Here is a 17,852-nt window from a genome sequence, read left to right as displayed (position 1 = left end):
GTCACGCTCTGAGGTAGGCGCGGGCGCTGGTGACCAGGCCCTTCGGGTCGTCGGCGTAGAAGCGCAGCTCGGTGAAGGTCACCGGGCCGCTCAGCAGGGTGACGGTCATCGGCTCGAACAGCACGAGGTGCACGTTGACCTGGCTCGACACCCCCACCTGCAGGACGGTGCCGTCCTCGCCGTCGGCGAGCTGCACGGTCTTCGACTCCGGCAGCGTCAGCTTCTGCACCCGGATGGCGTCGATGTCGTTCCAGGTCAGTGCGATGTCGACGGTGACGGCGTTGCGCACCCGCAGCCCGGAGGGGCCGACGGCGTGCGGGTGCACCTTGAGCGCGGCCCAGTAGCCGATCATCCAGATCAGCCCCCAGACGCCGATGACCAGCGCGATGATCTGCGCCGGCGGCCACGGGACGAAGTGCCCGATGAGCAGGTGCGCCACCGGTACCTCGATGGCCGAGCCGATGATGAAGACCCAGATCAGCAGCGAGACGGGTTCGAGGTAGCCGAACGCGACGGCGCCCGGCTCGGGCACCCGCGGGCGGCGGGCGATCAGGACGTACAGGCTGCGCCACACGCCGGCCTCGAACGCGGAGGCCTTCTGGAACAGGCTGGCCTCGCCGGTCCGGGTCGTCTTCGTCATCGGCCGTCCTCGCTCTCGTGAGGGCTGTCGGTGCCGGTCGGGTCGTCGGCGACGGGGTCGGCGGCGGCCGCGCTCGCCGCCTCGATGGAGACGCCGTGGGCGCGCAGCCGCGCCAGCACGTCGTCGAGCCCGTCGACCAGCGCGGTGAGGCGGTCGTCGGGCATGTCCTCGAACAGGATGCGGGCGAACTCGTGCTGGTCGCGCTCGAGTCCGGCGGCGATGGCGGCGCCGTGCTCGGTGAACGAGACCAGGGTGGCGCGGCGGTCGGTGGGGTGCGGCTCACGGGTGACGAAACCGGTCGCGACCAGGGCGTCGACGAGCCCGGTGATGTTGCGCGGGCTGACTCCCAGCGCCTCGGCCAGCGCTCGCTGCGTCGACGGCCCGCCCTCGTGTAGCACCCACAGCAGGTGCGCCCGGGCGTCGGTGAGCCCCTGGGCCGCAAGGCTGCGACTCATGTCGTCGCTGAGGACCACGACCAGCTCGAGGATCCGGCCGAGCGCCTCGGTGTGCTTCTGCGGCGAACTCATTGTGATGCACCTTCACTATGTCGGTGCTTCAAGAGTAGCGAACCGGGCGCGGTGAACGCGAACCAGCACGTCAGAGGCGTGACTGAAATGACCAGAATGACACCGGATAAGGCGTCCGAGAAAGATGTGACAGACATCACCGTCACGACAGGTTTGAACCGCCGAAAAAGTCAGCGGGCAAGAAAAGGGCCACCCTGCCAATTTGGGGGGCAAAACGGCAGGGCGGCCTCGTGGACCAACACTAACCCATGGAACCGGGTTTGTGCATCTGGATCCAGAAAAATTGCTCGACGAGTCTCCGACCAGCGAGTCTTCGACTACGGCGTGATCAAGGTTCGGTACGAACCGGGATCAGCCGCCCGTGCGGAGATCATTCGGCCCGAATCGCCGCAATCGCCTCGGCCAGCCTCGCGACTCCGTCTGCGACTGCGCGTTCGTTCAATGCGGAATATCCGAAGATCAATCCGCCGCGGCCGGTCCGGGAAAGGCGGTAGGGCGTCACCCCGTGCACCCGCACCCCGTGGCGTTCGGCGGCCGCCACGACCGCCTCTTCGTCCAGGGTCGCGGGCAGCCAGGCGACCAGGTGCAGGCCGGCCGAGATGCCGGCGGGCTTCAGCTCCGGCAACCGCGTGGCGAGCGCGTCCAGCAGGGCGTCTCTGCGGCGCCGGTAGATCGGGCGCATGCGGCGCAGGTGCCGGTCGAACTCGCCGTGCACCAGGAAGTCTGCGAACGCCAGCTGGTCCATGACGGGCGACCCGCGGTCGGTCACGATCTTCGCGGCGGCGACCTCGTCGACCAAGTGCCGGGGGAGGAGCAGCCAGCCAAGACGCAACCCCGGCGCGAGCGTCTTGCTGGCCGAGCCCGCGTAGGCGACGAGGTCCGGCGCCAGTCCCTGCATGGCACCGACCGGCGACCGGTCGTAGCGGTACTCGGCGTCGTAGTCGTCCTCGACGACCAGCGCGCCGCGGTCGGCCGCCCAGCGCAGGACCGCCGCCCGGGCCCGCGCCGGCAGCACCCCTCCGGTGGGCCACTGGTGCGACGGCGTCAGCACCAGCGCGTCGGCGTCAAGCCAGCCGAGGACGTCGGTGCGGACACCGTCGTCGTCGAGCGGCACGCCGACGACCTCGAGACCGGCCGCGGCGGCCAGCGGGCGCAGGTCGTCGTCGGCGGACGGGTCCTCGACGGCGATCCGCCGGGCCCCGCGGGCGGCCAGCACCTGGACCAGCAGCGCGATGCCCTGGGCGTAGCCGTTGCAGACGACGACGGCGTCCGGGGTGGCCGCCGTGCCGCGGACCCGGTTGAGGTAGTCCGACAGCGCCTCGTGCAGTTCCGGGACGCCGCGGCCGGTCAGGTAGCCGAACCGCTCGTTCGGCGCCTGCGCGAAGGCACGGCGGATCGACCGGAGCCACGCCGCGCGCGGGAAGTTCCCCACGTCGTAGCGGCCGTAGCCGAAGTTCACCACCGGCTCCCGGCCGGTGGGAGGTGCCGGCCGCGGCGGGTCCGTCGCCGGGGCGGCGGCCACCTCGGTGTACCCGCCGGTCCGGCTGGTCAGGTAGCCCTCGGCGACCAGCTGCTGGTAGGCCTCGACGACGACGCCGCGGGACACGCCGAGCTCGCCGGCCAGGCGGCGGGTGGGCGGCAGGGCCGTGCCGCGTCGCAGCCGGCCGGAGCGGACTCCGTCGCGAACGGCGGCCGCGAGCTGACGATGCAGCGGCTCGGCGGCGGCGCGGTCGAGCGTGACGAGCAGGCTGTGGCCCGTGGAATTGGTCCGGGGTTCCGCCATGCCATTGGACCTTATCGCGAGGTCCGATCGCTGTGAGGCTTCACCCCATGACGACTCACGCGCACCTCCGGGAACAGCTCGGCGACCGCCTCGTCCTGCCGGGCGACCAGCAGTACGACCGTCACCGCACGGTCTGGAACGCCATGGTCGACCGCCGCCCGCGGATGGTCGTCCGCTGCGCGAGCGCCGACGACGTCGTCGCCGCCGTGCGGCTGGGTCGCGACCTCGGCCTGGAGATCGGCGTGCGCTGCGGCGGGCACAGCGTCCTCGGCATGTCGGTCCCGGAGGACGGGCTGATGATCGACCTCACGCCGATGGCGGCCGTCACCGTCGACCCGGCGACGCGGCGGGCCCGCGTCCAGGGCGGCGCGCTGCTCGGCGCGCTGGACGTCGCGGCGCAGGCGCACGGGCTCGCGACCACGGCCGGCAACGTCTCGCACACCGGAGTCGGCGGCCTCACGCTGGGCGGCGGCATGGGCTGGCTGGCCCGGCAGTACGGGCTCACCTGCGACAACGTCATCTCCTACGAGCTGGTGACGGCCGACGGCGAGCGCCTGCGGGTCAGCGCCGACGAGCACCCCGACCTGTTCTGGGGCCTGCGTGGTGGCGGCGGCAACTTCGGCGTCGTCACCGAGTTCGAGTTCCAGCTGCACCCCGTCGGCACCCGCGCCTATGTCGCCGAGCTGACCTATCCGCTCGAGCAGGCCGCGGCCGTGCTGCGCGGCTGGCGCGACCTCAGCGCCGAGGCGCCGCGCGAGGCCACCTTCGCCGCGTCGGTCGGCCGCGGGCTCGCCACCGTCGGCTACGTGTGGGCCGGCCCGACGGAGAAGGCGGCGGACCTGCTGCCGGAGCTGCGCGCCCTGGGGCAGCCGGTCACCGAGAACATCGGCGAGCTCTCCTACGTCGAGCTGCAGACCCGCGAGGACACGCCCGAGGGGCACGCGTACCGGCGCTACTGGAAGGGCCACTACGTGCGCGGGCTGCCCGATGACGCCGTCGACGCCCTGGTCGAGCACGGCGACGCGGACATGGGGATCAGCCTGCAGGCCTACGGCGGCGCGATCGCCGACGTGCCCGACGGCGACTCCGCGTTCAGCCAGCGCGACGCTGTCTTCGAGTACGTCGCCGCGGCCCGCTGGACCGACGCCGCCGAGGACGCCGACCGCATGGCCATGGCCCGTCGCACGGCGTCGGCCATCGAGCCGTTCGCCAGCGGCGCGTACGTCAACGCGCTCAGCGACGAGGGCGCCGCCGGGGTCCGCCGCGCCTACCGGCCGGAGAAGCTGGCCCGGCTGACGGCGTTGAAGACGGCCTACGACCCCGAGAACGTCTTCCACCTCAACCACAACATCGTCCCGGCCGCGCGGTCATGAGAGCGGCGCGCGAAGGGTTCACAGTGTCCGGAGTGGGTGCGATCATGCCCTGTGCACTTCGAAGAGCGGACCCTGGCGCAGTCTGCCTACAGCGACATCCGCACCATGATCGTCGACGGCGAGCTGCCACCCGGGACCAAGCTGATCGTCCGGCTGCTGTCCGAGCGGCTCGGGCTGTCCGCCACGCCCATCAAGTCCGCGCTGGCCGCGCTCGAGCGTGACGGCTTCCTGGTCGCCATCGCGCACCGCGGCTTCCACGTGCCCGAGGTCGGCCTCGCGGACATGCGCGAGATCTACGAGCTGCGCGAGATGCTCGACGGCATCGCCGCCCGCAAGGTCGCGGCCACGCCCGACGCCGCCGGCTTCGTCCGGACCGTCCTCGACCCGCTGCTCACCAAGCAGCGCGAGCGCGGCGGCGACGGCGACCTCGCCGGCCTGCGCGACCTCGACATCGAGTTCCACCGCGCCATCTGGCACGCGTCCGGCAACGGCAGGCTCACCCAGGTGACCGACAACCTCAGCGGCCAGATCCGCCTCGCCTGGTCCGGCCGGCCGTCCGGCGGCGTGCCGCGGACGCTGCGCGAGCACGAGGCGATCATGGACGCCATCGCGGCCGGCGACCCCGCCCGCGCCGAGCGCGCCTCGCGGGCGCACGTCCGGCACTCGGCGGCGGCCTACGAGAAGGCGGTCACCCGGCGCGGCTGACTGAGTCATGGCGCTCTTTCTGCTGCCCTGACCGTCGAAAGAGCGCCATCAGGCGTCGGCCTAGCGCGGGCGGTGGGCGATGAAGAGGTCCCGCGGCGGCTCGTCCTCGTCGCCCTGCCGGGTCAGGACCAGCGCCTCGAATCCGGCGCCCGTGAGCAGCCGGTGCCAGACGTCGCGGCTGAACATGCCGGTGCGGTGCGTCTCGTGGATCGACTCCGTACTGCCGTCCTTCTCGCGCAGCAGCAGCACGTACTCCGTCTGCACCCAGGTGTCGGCGGTGTTGGGGTCCCAGGTCCAGCCGAGGAACCGGGCGCCGCGGCCGTCGTCGGCGTCGTCGCCGCCGTGCTCGGTGCTCTCCTCGAACGTCTCCGTGGTGTGGTCGGGGACGAATACCGCCGCACCGCCCGGCCGGCAGTGGGCGAACGCCGTCGCCACCGTCAACGCGAGGTCGTCCTCGGTGAGCATGTAGTCGACGGCGTCGTGGACGAAGACGGCGTCGAAGTCGCGGCCCAGCCGGAGGCTGCGCATGTCGCCCTCGACGTGCTCGCACTCGGGGTTGAGGCGGCGCGAGACCTCGAGCATCTGCGGCGACAGGTCGACCAGCGTCAGCGCGAACCGCCGCTTCAGGTGGACGGCGTTGTGCCCGCCGCCGCTGCCCAGCTCGAGCACCTCGTGGACCGGGAGCTCGGCGGAGTCCAGTGCGGTCGCGGCGAAAGCGGCGTCGTCGGCGTACTCGTCGGGCGGCGAGATGAGCGGCCACCACTCGGCGAGATCACCGTAGAACCGGTACTCCGCGGTCATGGCGGAATCTTCGCATCAGGCGGCCTCGCCCGAGGTGGGTGGAAGCTTCCGGCGTGGCGCCGGCGGCGGATCGTCGTGCTCGACCTGGGGCCCCTGCGTCGCGAGGAACGCCTCGATCTCGGCGATGCCCTCGGCTGCCTCGCGGCTGACCTCGTCGTTCCTGCGCCGGGCGGGCGGACCCGCCTTCTGCCAGACGGCCGCCACTCCGGCCCCGCCGTAGAACGCGGCGCCGACGACGGCGAAGCCGCTGACGACGACCCACAGGACATAGCGCATCGCGTCGAACATCGCGTGCATGAGGTGTGCCGACCCGTAGCTCACGTTGCTCACCTCCGCGTCATTGCGGCTGCGGTACTCGCTGTTCCCCTTACCCAGCGGGAACGGCTCGTCACCTCTAGGTTACGCCGATTTATATAGCAGGAACAGCGCCAGGCGCCAGGAGGTGTCCGGGATGTGCCCACAGATCGAGGATCATCCAGGATCGGTGGCGTCCTGACCCCACCGATCCTGGACGATCATGGAACAGCCCTTTCGCGGTCGCGTTGGAGCACACGTGGGCCAGGATGACTGGGTGCTCGAAGCCCAGCGCCATCGTTCGACGGTCGCCCCCGAGTTCACCGCCGCCGTCGGCGGATTCCTGACTCGATGGCCGGCGTCTGTTCAGAACAGCTTGTCGACGAGCTCGGTGAGGTGGCGGAGGAGCGGCACGACGAGGGCCTGCTCGGCGGGGGAGAGGTTGTCCCAGGCGCCGGCGAGGTGACCGGCGACGACGGCGCGTTTGGCGGTGAGCAGCTCGGTGCCGCGCTCGGTCAGCTCGAGGACCCGCCGCCGGCCGTCGCCGTCGACCTGGCCGTACTGCACCAGGCCGTCCCTGACGAGGGCGCCCGCGCTGCGGGTGACCGTGGGCTGGCTCAAGCCGGTGAGCTCGGCGACCGCGCCCACGCCGTCGGCGCCGCACTCTTCGATGGCGTCGAGCAGCACGAGCTGCGGCACGGTGATGTCGTCGAAGAGCGGCTGCAGGCGCCCGCGTGTGCGCCGCGACGCGGACAGGAACCCCATGAGCGCGTCGGCGAACTCGCGTGCCTGCCCGTCCGCCGCCACCGTCGCGCCGACGCTTCGCCCGAGCGCGCCGCTGGTGTGGGTGTGGTCGTCCACCGCACCTCCCCCGAGAGCCGTGAGCCGAACCTACCTCGCCCCGCCCGCGACGAGCACGGGCGGGGCGAAGGGCGCAGGGTTCACCGGCGCAGCGCGTACGCGTTCTCGATGGTCTGCTCGACGGTGTTGCCCTCGGTGTCGCCGGCGTGCACCCGCAACCACACCGACCCGGGGCGAGGGCCGGCTTCACGGTGGTCGACGGTGACGGAGAACGTCCCGCCGCCGGTGGCCTCGACGGTGAGCGGCGTCCAGGTCGCACCCTCGTCGAAGCTGGCCCAGGCGGCGAGCTCGACCACCTCGAGCGGCTTCGTGTCGTCCTCGTAGTAGCCGGTGACCTCGACGGTGTGCTGCCGGCCCGCCGGTGCGGTGTTGTCCAGGTCCAGCGCCAGCTCGTAGCCGAGGAAGATGAGCGGCTCGGCCTCGCAGGGGCCGCCGAGACCGACCTCCGGCACGTAGTTGCCGAAGCACATCGTGCCCTCGGGGGTGTCGTCCTCGACCACACGCGCCGAGGTGAACTCCCAGGCCGTGTGGACGGTGCTGGCCCCGTTCTCCTGGTCGAGCGTCATCCGGTAGCGCTGCGCCTCGGGCGCGAGGTCGAAGGCGATGATGCGGCAGCCCGTCGCCAGGAGCAGCAGGGTCAGGACCGCGGCGACGACGGTGGCGCGGCGTCGCCGACGAGCAGTGGTCGTGGTCATCGGTCCTCCTCCGTCCCGGTGGCGCCCGCCGAGAGCGGCGGGATCATCGGCGCGTCGCTGACCAGCCGCGGCTCGATCTCGGTGCCGTCGGCCCGGTAGAGGTGCACCTCGCACCGGTACCGGGGCGGGCTCGACGGCGGATGCTCCGGGTCGTCGGGCCGGCAGATGTGCGACGACGGCGCCAGCATGCCGCCCTCGACCAGCCCCAGCAGCCCGGACTCGTGCCGGCGCGACGTGCCCAGGTACATGAACGGCAGGAACACGTCGCCCATGCGGCAGCCCGAGCAGGCCCGCATGGGCCCGGCCTGGTCGTCGAGGCCGGACCAGCCCGACGACGCGCCGGGCACCTGGGGCCCGCTGTTCCAGGCGACCACGTGCGGTCCCGGGGGACCGTAGACCCGCCGCGTCGACTCCATGAAGAGCCCCAGGTCGGAGTCGTCGTCGTCCTGCAGGTCGATCGCGTGCAGAGCGTCGGCGTCGGCCGATCCCACGAGGACGGTGAGCCGCCGCGGCGTGGTGACGTATGGCAGCTGCAGCCCACCTCCGTCGACCGTCCACACCAAGCGCCGGGCCTCGCCCGCGTCTGCGGCGCCGGCGTGCAGGTCGTGGTGCACGACCGTCAACTCGTCGTCGGCGACCTCGTAGGTGAGGTCGGCCGGCACGGCGCCGGACTCGCGGTAGGAGAGCAGCCGCAGCGACGGCACGGTCGGGTCGCCCCCGACGCGGACCCGCACCGGCCGCAGCGCCAGCTCGGCTTCCAGGGCCGCACCCTCGGACGGCGGCAGCGTGGCGACGGGCAGCGCGAGCTCCGCGTCCCCGAGCGACGGCCGCGCCGTCGTCCCGGCGACGAGGACACCGGCGGCCCCAGCCGAAGCCGCGGCGGCCACTCGGCCGGCGAGTTCCGGCCCGCAGCCGGGTGTGCACAGGTCGTCGGGTGTCATGAGCACCAGCGCGCCCTCGGCGTCGACACCGCTCAGATCGTCGCCGCGCCCGCCGTCGACGACGGGGAGCGGGCGGCGCCGGTCCAGTCTCGGCTCGGTGGCGTCGGCCGAGCGGTAGCGTGGCGTCAGCGTCAGCGGCCGGGCGCCCATGGTCTGCAGGGTGAGTGGCGGCGGGCCGAGGACCAGCTGCGACGTCAGCTCGAGAGTTCCGGTCCCGACCGGCGCCGTCGGCGTGATCCAGAAGTTCTCCGCGCCGTAGTCGCCGGTCAGGGTGGCCTCCAGGCTCCACGTGTCCCCGGGCCCGCCGCGCAGGTAGGCGAGCCGGGTGTCGTAGGCCTCGGTGGGTGACGGCGTCGCCGCGCCGAGCCGGGTCGCCTGCCCGAGGTCGAACCGGACCGCGGTGTCGGCGTCGAGCCGGGCCTGCGGCTCCAGCGGCAGCCCCACGTGCGTCTCGCCGGCCGCGTCCTGCCAGGACAGCTGGGCCGCGACGGTGTAGCTGCCGCGCGGCAGCGTCACGGTCGCCTCCGGGTCGCCGGGGAGCCGGACGGCGTTGGCGCTGAAGTCGATCCAGCCGTCGTTGCGGATGACGAGCCAGCTCTCGATGTCGAGGTCGCTGCTCCCCTCAGGGGCGACTGCGGACACCGTCAGCTCGAACGTCTCCGGCTCGACGAACACGCCGACCACCGTGGTCACCCGGACCGCGCCGCCGTCGCCGGTCGCAGTGACCCGGCCCTGGTAGAGGCCGACGGACTCTCCGGCGGTGGGGTCGACGGCGACCGTGGCTGTCGCGGTGCCGCCGGCGGGGACGGTCAGCGTGCCGGGCGAGACGCCGATCATCCCGGCCGGGGCGGGCGCTCCGGCCGCCGTCGACAGCGAGGCGGCGAGGTCGAGCACCACCGGGTCGGCGCCGGTGTTGGTGTAGGTGACCGTGCGGGTCACCGGCGCCGTCTGCGGATACGGCAGGTGCCCGAACCAGACGCCGCCGTCGGAGAACACGCCCTGGCCGGTGGCGCGGTCGACGTCGAGCCGGCCCGCGCCGGTCTCGTAGGCGGTGCCGCCCACGTCGGTGGCGGTGCTGGTGAGCGCGGCCTTCAAGTCGGCGCCGGTCCAGTCGGGGTGCTGCTGCGCCAGGATCGCGGCCGCACCCGCGACGTGCGGCGTGGCCATGGAGGTGCCGTTGGCCGAGGTGTACAGCTCGTCGACCGGCTGGCCCAGGGAGGTGCCCGCGCCGCGTGCGGCCGCGATGGCGACGCCGGGCGCCGCGATGTCCGGCTTCGTCGCGGCGTCACCGACGCGCGGGCCGCGGCTGGAGAACGAGGCGAGCTCGTCCTGCTTGTCGACGGCGGCGACGGTGAGAGCGGCGTCGGCGGCACCAGGGGCGCCGACGGTGCCACCGTCCGGTCCGGCGTTGCCCGCCGCGATGACGAACAGCGCACCGGACTCGTCGCTGAGCCGGTTCACGGCCGCGCTCATGAGGTCGGTCCCGTCCGTCGGGTCCCCGCCCAGGCTCATGCTGACCACGCGGGCGCCCTGCTCGACCGCCCATTCCATGCCCTCGATGATCCCCGTGCTGGAGCCCGAGCCGCCGTCGCTGAGCACCTTGCCCACCAGCAGCCGCGCGCCCGGTGCGACCCCGGTGTAGCGTCCGTCCGACCCGGCGCCGCTGCCGGCCACGGTCGACGCGACGTGGGTGCCGTGCCCGTGGCCGTCGGTCACCTCCTCACCGGGGACGAAGCTGCGGCTTCCCACGATCCGGTTGGCGAGGTCCGGGTGCTGCGGGTCGATCCCAGTGTCCAGCACGGCGACGGTGACGCCCGTGCCGTCGAAGCCGGCTGCCCACGCCTCCGGGGCGCCGACCTGGGCGACGCTCTCGTCCAGCACCGCCTCGACCGGCCGGTCCAGCCAGATCCGTTCGAGGCCGCGGTCCAGCCGCGCCGCCGACGCTCCGGTCGCCCCGTCGACGGCGGCCCAGAAGTCGGCCGCCCGCGCCGGGTCGACCCGCACCCCGGAGGCGTCGATGCTCTCCAGTTCGGGACCGCGGGTGGCGCCCGGCAACTCGGTCGCGGCACGCCGCTGCCGTGCGCCGCCGTACTGCACGATCAGCGGCAGCCCGCCGGCGCCGGTGAGGCCGTGCTCGGCCAGCAGGGTGACGTTGAACAGCTCCGGGTCCAGCCGGTCCGCCGCCAGCAGTGCTGAGGCGTCGGACGGGACGACGTGGACGTCACCGTCGTGCCGGAAGGTCTGGAAACCGACGGGGGCGCCGCCGGCTCGCGGCGCGGGCTCGATGCGGGCCACCTCGGGCGTGCTGCCCGGCTGGGTGCGCAGGTGCACGCGGTCGCCGGTCACGAGGGTGAGCGCGACGGTGTCGCCCGGCAGCGCCGTCACCGGCTCGGCGGCCGCGGGGGTCAGGGGGATCGCCGCGGCCGGGTCGTCGGCTCGTGGCGCCATGGTGGCGAGGACGACGCCCGTGACGGCGACGGCCGCCAGTGCGGCGCGACGGCGGGGGCGGGGCGGACGGGTGGGGCGATGGGGGGTCATCGTCGCCTCTCCGGCCCGGTCAGAGCGGCTCGTAGCCGTCGTGGCCGGGGCCTCGGTCGTGGGCTGGCGAGGGTTCGGTGCGCTCCGCCGGGTCCGGCGCCGGATCCGGCGGCGGCACGGGGTCGTGCGGTCGCGGCATGGGTCCTCCGGGGCTCGGCACGTAGCGGGTGCCAGTGAGTGTCGACCGGGGCGAATCGGTTGTCACCCGGCAAATGACCTAAAGAATGGCTGCGCGTGGACGGGGGGACGGGGTCAGCGCTGGGTGTCGGCGCCGACCAGTCCGGCCTCGACCGCCAGCACCGCGAGGGCGGTCCGCGAGGTCACCCCGAGCTTGCGCATGGCCGAGTTGAGCTGCGCGGCCACCGTCTTCGGCGAGCGCGACACCGCCCGGGCGATCTCGCGGTTGGTCCGTCCGGTGACCACCAGTCGGACCACCTCGAGCTCGCGGGGCGACAGCTCGTCGCCGTAGCCGCGGCGGCCGCGCCGGGCCGGGACGACGCCGGGCGCCGGCGCCCCGTGCCGGTCCAACGCGCGGGCCACCCGGGCGGCGTCGGCGCGGGCGCCCAGCTCGGCCAGCCGTTTGTGGGTGCGGGTGAGGAGCGCGACGCCGTCGTCCGTCCGGCCCGCGTCGAGGAGGTGCCCGGCCGCGGCCTCGGAGGCGAGCAGTTCCTCGAACGGGCGTGGCAGCCGGGCCCAGCGGGTGGCGGCGGCCGCGGCGAACCCGGCGGCGCCCTCGTGGTCGCCGCCGGCGGCGGCGAGGGCCGCCCGGCACGACGCCAGGGCGGCCGCCGGTGCCGGGGCGTCGCGGTCGCCGAGCCCGCGCTCGAAGGCGGCGACGAAGCCGGTCGCCGCGTCCTGCCGCCCGGCCGCCAGCAGCGCGTCGACCCGCACCGGCGCGATCTCGGCGGCCCAGATCCAGGTGCCCGAGGTCTGCACCGTCGTCGTCGCCGCGTCGGTCAGCTCGAGCGCCGCGTCGGGGCGGCCGGCGGTGAGCTCGCGCCGGGCCAGCGCGGCCGCGGGGATCAGCGGGATGGCGGCGACGCTGTCGGGCCGGACCCGTTCCAGCAGTCCGCGCAGCTCCCGCTCGGCGCCCTGCCGGCCGGTGACGACGCCGAGCATCGCGGTCACCAGCAGCGCGCCCTGCTTCGCGTTCGGCTCCACGTCGTCGTCGGCGGCCAGCGCGGCGGCCCGCTCGGCGAGCCCGTGCCACTGTCCGGACAGCCAGTCGGCCAGCACGACGAGCTCCTGGACGGTCGCGCTCAGCCGGGCGAACCGGGCCGCCTCAGCCAGCTCCAGCGCGCGGTCCAGGTGCCGGCGCGCGGTCGCGTCGCGACCCCACAGCAGCGCGGCGTAACCGACGTTGGCGTGGCCGCGGGCCAGCTGGCAGCGGCCTTCGACGGTCGGCATGTCGCGGGGCAGCCGGGTCACCACGTCCCAGCCGTCCGGCTCACCGAGCACGAGCAGTGCGGCGGCCCGGTCGGCGGTGAGCGACAGTCGGTCGAGGTCCGACCGCAGGTCCGCGGCGGCCCGTTCCGCGCGCTCCAGCCAGCCCCGGTACTCCGCCGCCGGCCGCGGACCCGGCAGCGGGTAGCCGAGCAGGGTCATGGCGACGGCGGCCTCGGCCGGCCGGGGCGTCTGGTGCGGGACGGCCCGCTCCAGCTCGGCGCGGCCGGCCTCGAACTCGCCGGACTGCAGCAGCAGCCGGCCGAGCGGGATCCGCAGCTCCGCCTGGGCCAGCGGGGCGAGACCGCCGCCGTCGAGGATGCCGCGCAGCACCCCGATGACCCGCGCGTGCACGGCGTCGACCGACTCCCGGCGCGCGGTCGCGGCGGTCGCGAGCTTCGTGGCCAGCCGGGCCAGATCCGGTGCGGCCAGGCCACCGGCGGTGACCAGCGGCTCCAGCACGGCCACCGCCGTCGTGTGGTCGTCCGAGGCGGCCGCGGCATCGGCGGCCAGCTCGGCGTTCCGGGCCCAGCGCGCCAGGTCGCCCGCGGTGCGGAAGTGCCGGGTGAGCTGCATGAGCGGCGGTGGGCGCAGGTGCTCCAGTGCCCGCCCGGCGTCCTGGTGCAGCCGCCGCCGCTCGACGCCGGCCATGGCGTCGTACACCGCCCGGCCCATGAGGACGTGCCGGAACACCGCTCGCCCCCGTGGGTCCTCGCCGAGCAGGCCGGAGCGGGCGGCCTCGATCAGCGCCGCCCGGGCCTGCGGTCCCGACAGGCCGGCCGTCGCCGCGATGACGTCGTCGCCCGCCGGCTCGGCCAGGACGGCGGCCGCGTCGAGGACCCGCCGCGCGTCGCCGCCGAGTCGCTGGACCCGTTCGAGGACGGAGTCGCGGACGGTGGGCGGCACGCTCAGCTCGGTGAGGCTGCGCCGCACCCACTCGCCGTCGCGGCGGATGACGTCGTCGCGCTGGCTGAGCAGGCGCACCGACTCCTCCAGTGCCAGCGGCAGCCCGTCGGTGCGGTCGTGCAGGAACGTGGCGAACGCCTCGGAGACCGGCTCGTCGCCCAGCATCGACGAGACCAGCCCGGCCGTCGCCTCGACGTCGAGCAGGCCGAGCGTGATGCGAGCCTGGGCGAGGCCCGCGCGCGGACGCGACGTCAGCCGGCGCAGCAGCGAGCCCGCCGCGACGTCGTCGGGCCGGTAGGTCAGCACCAGGCCGAGGTCGCGGACCGGCCGGTCCGACATCAGGAACAGCAGGAACTCCAGGGTCGCGTCGTCGGCCCAGTGGACGTCCTCGATGACCAGCAGCTCGACCCCGGAGCGGTCGACCAGCTCGAGCAGGGCGCGGAACATCCGGTGCCGCGAGGCGAGCGGGTCGGTCAGCGGCTCCGGCGCCGGCGGGAGGTCGCCGGCCCACTCCGGGAACAGCGGCCGCAGCGCGCCGGCGAGCGGGCTCAGCCGCCGGTCGGCGACCGCGGGGCGGGCCGAACGGAGGGAGTCGACCACCGGGGCGAGGGTCAGCGACTCCCGGAACGGCGGACAGCCGGCGACGAGGGCGCGCCGGCGCTGCCCGGCGGACCCGGCGAGGTACTCCTGGACCAGCCGGCTCTTGCCGACCCCGGCCTCGCCCTCGACCAGCACCAGAGCGGGGCCGCCGGCCAGGGCACGGGCCAGTTCGGCCGACTCGCGCTCGCGCCCGACCAGCGCCGGCGACGCGATGCTCTCGGGCTGGTCCACGACGCACCCCTTCGCTGCGCACCGGGCTGGCGGGTCACAGGAGCCTACCGGGGCGCGCAACCGGGCCTTGCCCGTCACGGCGGCCCGGCGGGCTAGGCTGACCGGAATCGGTGGGGCGGACGGACAGCGGGTGGCCGGCGGCGGGAGGATCGGTGGCACGTCAGCACGCCGATGCCGCTGCGCCCTGCCCCGCCTTCGTCGGGCGCGAGAGTGAGCTGGCCGCCGTCACGTCCGCCCTGGCCAGGCCGGGTCAGCCGGCGTTCGTCCTCGTCGAGGGCGAGGCCGGTATCGGCAAGACGCGGCTGGTGCAGGAGGCGCTGCTCTCGCTCGACCCCGCCACCACGCTGGTCGCCGCCTGCCCGCCGCTGGCCGAGCCGTTCCCGCTCGGCCCGCTGGTCGACGCGCTGCATCGGCTGCCGGTCGACGGCGTCGAGCTGAGTCCGCTCGCGGGGGCGCTGCGACCGCTGTTCCCGGAGTGGGCCGCGCACCTGCCGCCCGCGCTCGAGCCGCTCGAGGACCCCAGCTCCACCCGGCACCGGCTGTTCCGCGCGCTGGCCGAGCTGGTCGAGCGGTCCGGCATCGAGGTGCTGGTGCTCGAGGACGCGCACTGGGCCGACGCCGCGACGCTGGAGTTCCTGCCGCTGCTGCTCGCGTCGGCGGGGCGTGACCTCAGCCTGGTCGTCACCTACCGCGGCACCGACGTCCCGGCCGCGTCGCCCCTGCTGCGGCTGACGGCGCGGCCGCCGGCCGGACTGCGCCGGCTGGAGCTGGCGCTCGAGCCGCTCACCGTCGGCGAGACCACGGCGCTGGTCGCGTCGATGTTCGCCACCGACGACATCTCCACGGAGTTCGTCACGTTCCTGCACCGCCGCACCGAGGGGGTGCCGCTCGCGCTCGAGGAGAGCCTGTCGCTGCTGCGCGACCGCGGCGACATCGTCCGCCGCGGCGACGAGTGGTCGCGCCGCGCCCTCGACGACCTGCAGGTGCCGCCGACGGTGCGCGACTCCGTCCTCGAGCGGGTCGACCGGCTGCCACCGCCGGCCCGGCGCATCCTCGAGGCCGCCGCGGTGCTGGCCGAGCCGGCTGACGGCGTCGTCCTCGCCCGGGTCGCGGGGCTGGGCGACGACGACGCGCGGGCCGGACTCGCCGGGGCGCTGACGTCGGGGCTGCTGCGCGAGGCCGCGCCCGGGCAGTTCGTGTGCCGGCACGTGCTGGCGTCGCGGGCCATCGAGGAGGCGCTGCCGGTGTCCGAGCGGCGGCTGCTGCACGCGCATGCCGCGGCGGCGCTCCAGGAGCTGCCGACCCCGCCGGTGCTGCGGCTGAGCCGGCACTTCCGCGAGGCCGGCGACGTCGCCGCATGGAGCCGGCACGCCGAGTCCGCCGCCGAGCTCGCGCTCGAGGCCGGCGAGGACCGCGCCGCCGTCGTCCTGCTCGCCGACCTGCTCACGGCCGCCGAGCACCCGCCGGAGCGCGAGGCGCGGCTGGCCCAGAAGCTCGGCCAGGCCGCCACCTGGGGCGTGGCGGCGCTGGGCGAGCTGGCGCTGGCCGTCACGACGGCGCTGGCCGCGGCGCTGGAGCGGCTCGACCGGCCGGACGTTCCCGCCGACCGGCGTGGCGAGCTGCGGCTGCTGCTCGGCCGGCTCTGGCTGCAACTGGGCGACTTCGACACCGGCATCGAGCAGGTCGAGGCCGCGGCCGGTGAGCTGGCCGGGAGGCCCGAGCTGGCCGTGCGGGCGATGATCTCGCTGGCGCACCCGCGCGGGCAGGTCTGGCCGGTCACGCGGCACCGCGAGTGGCTGGACCGCGCGACGGAGCTGTTCCCGCAGGTGCCGGACGAGGAGCGGACCTGGCTCGCCGTCGACCGCGCCAGCGCGCTGCTGATGATGGGCGAGGCCGAGGGCTGGACGGCGGCGCGGGAGCTCGACGTCGCCACCGACAGCCTGTTCGAGCGCCGCCAGCTCGGCCGCTGCCGCATGAACGTCGGCCACACCGCCATCGGCTGGGGCCGCGACGCCGTGGCACGACGGCAGCTGGACGGCGCCGTCGAGCTGCTCGCCGCCACCGGCTACCAGCGGCTGATGAACTCCGCGCTCATCACGCGGGCCAACCTCGACTGGCACGGCGGCGCCTGGGAGGGGCTGGCCGGGCAGGTCACCGAGCTGGCCGGGTCCGCCGACACGCTGCCCGAGGCGTTGCTCGAGGCGCGCATGATCCTCGGCCTGCTCGACCTCGCCGCCGGCCGCCGCGACGACGCCGCCGACCAGTTCCGCGTGGTGGTCGCCGAGGCCGTCCGGCGCGGGCTGGTCGACGTGCAGACCGGGCCGGCCGGCGCGCTGGGCCGGCTGTTCCTGGCCGACGACGCCGTCGGCGACGCCCTCGGGGTCACCGAACCGGCCATGACCATGGTGGTCCGCAAGGGCATCTGGCTGTTCGCCACGGAGCTGGCACCCGTGCACACCGACGCGCTGGTGCGGGCCGGGCGCATGGACGACGCCGTCGCGCTGGTCGAGCGGTTCGCGGCCGGGCTCGGCGACCGGGCGGCGCCCGCGCCCCAGGCCGCACTGCTCGTCTGCCGCGGCATCATCGCCGACGGTGACGGCTCGCGTGCCGCCGAGCTGTTCGCCGCCGCCGCGGCCGCCTGGGCCGAGCTGCCCCGTCCGTACCAGGAGCTGCTCGCGCTGGAACGGCAGGGACTGGCGCTGCTGCCCGACGGCGCCGCGCTGGAGCTGCTCGGCACGGTGCAGCAGCGGCTGCGCGACCTCGGCGCCCGCTGGGACGCCGACCGCGTCGCCCAAGTGCTTCGCGCGCACGGCGTCGAGGTCGCGCGGGCCTGGCGGGGCGGCCGCCGCGGCTACGGCGACCAGCTCTCGCCGCGCGAGCTCGAGGTCGCGCTGCTGGTCGCGCAGGGCCGGACCAACCGGCAGGTCGCCGAGGCGCTGTTCCTGTCGCCGCGGACCGTCGACCGGCATCTCAGCGCCGCCATGCGCAAGCTCGGCGTGGCGTCGCGGACGGCGCTCGCGGTGGCGATCTCGACCGACTCCGTGGAGGACGACTCCGCATTGAATGGGTGATCCACCCACTCGCGAACGCGGGTCGCGGCGGCGACCGTGGCCTCATGCACGACACCGAACCGTCCGGCCCCGCCGACCTCGACCCTGAGGCCGCGGCCGACACCGTCGTCGCCGCCGAGCCGGAACCCGCCGACGGCGAGCACTGGGAGCCGCTCTGACGCCCGCCGGCTCCGTGGCGCGGCACGCCAGCGGTGTGAGACTGCTGCGCCGATGATGTGAGATCACTGTCGTGTCCGCGACAGCGACGCCGCATCGTTCCGCAGCGATGCCACAGCCCGCGTCACCAGGGTCGGGCCGACACCGTCGCCGCCGACCCGGAACCCGCCGACGGCGAGCACTGGGAGCCGCTCTGACACCGTCCGCCTGCACATAAATGGGTGATTCGCCCAATCGCAACGGACGGCGGCATACGGGACGGTGGGCGCACGGTGATCCCCCGCCGC

At 74.7% G+C, this 17,852-nt stretch carries 12 protein-coding genes; 3 read left to right on the top strand and 9 right to left on the bottom strand.

Features of this window, described 5'->3' with window-relative positions; all coding sequences use genetic code 11:
* Position 1 precedes the first annotated feature (1 nt).
* The 3 genes from HD601_RS03335 to pdxR all read right to left on the bottom strand — a co-directional run bounded on the left by HD601_RS03335 (position 2) and on the right by pdxR (position 2,950).
* Complete coding sequence (locus tag HD601_RS03335) at positions 2 to 640, bottom strand: hypothetical protein (RefSeq protein WP_184819316.1); 639 nt, start codon at positions 638 to 640, stop codon at positions 2 to 4.
* Positions 637 to 1,167, bottom strand: coding sequence for a MarR family winged helix-turn-helix transcriptional regulator (locus HD601_RS03330; protein WP_184819314.1), 531 nt, complete (start codon positions 1,165 to 1,167; stop codon positions 637 to 639). Before HD601_RS03330 ends, HD601_RS03335 begins: the two co-directional genes overlap by 4 nt.
* A gap of 370 nt (positions 1,168 to 1,537) precedes the next feature.
* Positions 1,538 to 2,950: a MocR-like pyridoxine biosynthesis transcription factor PdxR gene (gene pdxR, locus HD601_RS03325; protein WP_184819312.1), complete on the bottom strand. Its 1,413-nt coding sequence runs from the start codon at positions 2,948 to 2,950 to the stop codon at positions 1,538 to 1,540.
* A gap of 47 nt (positions 2,951 to 2,997) precedes the next feature.
* Between pdxR and HD601_RS03320 the strand changes: the two genes are divergently transcribed.
* The gene (locus HD601_RS03320; protein ID WP_184819311.1) at positions 2,998 to 4,323 is read left to right on the top strand and encodes an FAD-binding oxidoreductase; all 1,326 of its coding nucleotides are present in this window, start codon (positions 2,998 to 3,000) and stop codon (positions 4,321 to 4,323) included.
* Positions 4,324 to 4,374: 51 nt separating this feature from the next.
* Complete coding sequence (locus HD601_RS03315) at positions 4,375 to 5,028, top strand: FCD domain-containing protein (protein ID WP_184819309.1); 654 nt, start codon at positions 4,375 to 4,377, stop codon at positions 5,026 to 5,028.
* Positions 5,029 to 5,088: 60 nt separating this feature from the next.
* Here the strand turns inward: HD601_RS03315 and HD601_RS03310 are convergent, their stop codons facing one another.
* From HD601_RS03310 to HD601_RS03285, 6 genes are all read right to left on the bottom strand, one after another.
* Positions 5,089 to 5,829: a class I SAM-dependent methyltransferase gene (locus HD601_RS03310; protein ID WP_184819307.1), complete on the bottom strand. Its 741-nt coding sequence runs from the start codon at positions 5,827 to 5,829 to the stop codon at positions 5,089 to 5,091.
* Between the two features lie 15 nt (positions 5,830 to 5,844).
* Positions 5,845 to 6,159, bottom strand: a complete 315-nt coding sequence (locus tag HD601_RS03305; protein ID WP_184819305.1) for a hypothetical protein — start codon at positions 6,157 to 6,159, stop codon at positions 5,845 to 5,847.
* Positions 6,160 to 6,489: 330 nt separating this feature from the next.
* Positions 6,490 to 6,984 carry a MarR family transcriptional regulator gene (locus HD601_RS03300; RefSeq protein WP_184819302.1) on the bottom strand — a complete coding sequence of 165 codons (495 nt, stop codon included), beginning with the start codon at positions 6,982 to 6,984 and terminating at the stop codon, positions 6,490 to 6,492.
* Positions 6,985 to 7,064: 80 nt separating this feature from the next.
* Positions 7,065 to 7,679, bottom strand: a complete 615-nt coding sequence (locus HD601_RS03295; RefSeq protein WP_184819300.1) for a hypothetical protein — start codon at positions 7,677 to 7,679, stop codon at positions 7,065 to 7,067.
* Positions 7,676 to 11,158, bottom strand: coding sequence for a S8 family peptidase (locus HD601_RS03290; RefSeq protein WP_184819298.1), 3,483 nt, complete (start codon positions 11,156 to 11,158; stop codon positions 7,676 to 7,678). The genes HD601_RS03295 and HD601_RS03290 overlap by 4 nt, the downstream gene beginning before the upstream one ends.
* Positions 11,159 to 11,410: 252 nt before the next feature.
* Positions 11,411 to 14,338, bottom strand: coding sequence for an AAA family ATPase (locus HD601_RS03285; protein ID WP_184819296.1), 2,928 nt, complete (start codon positions 14,336 to 14,338; stop codon positions 11,411 to 11,413).
* A 152-nt stretch (positions 14,339 to 14,490) separates the two neighbouring features.
* Here HD601_RS03285 and HD601_RS35365 point away from each other — a divergent pair, with 152 nt between their 5' ends.
* Positions 14,491 to 17,409 carry an AAA family ATPase gene (locus tag HD601_RS35365; RefSeq protein WP_184819294.1) on the top strand — a complete coding sequence of 973 codons (2,919 nt, stop codon included), beginning with the start codon at positions 14,491 to 14,493 and terminating at the stop codon, positions 17,407 to 17,409.
* The last annotated feature ends 443 nt before the right edge of the window (positions 17,410 to 17,852 follow it).

The sequence above is a fragment of the Jiangella mangrovi genome (assembly GCF_014204975.1).
GTDB classification, from domain to species: Bacteria; Actinomycetota; Actinomycetes; order Jiangellales; family Jiangellaceae; genus Jiangella; species Jiangella mangrovi.
The sequence above is the reverse complement of the archived record's forward strand: the minus strand, read 5'-3'. Positions and strand labels throughout refer to the sequence as shown.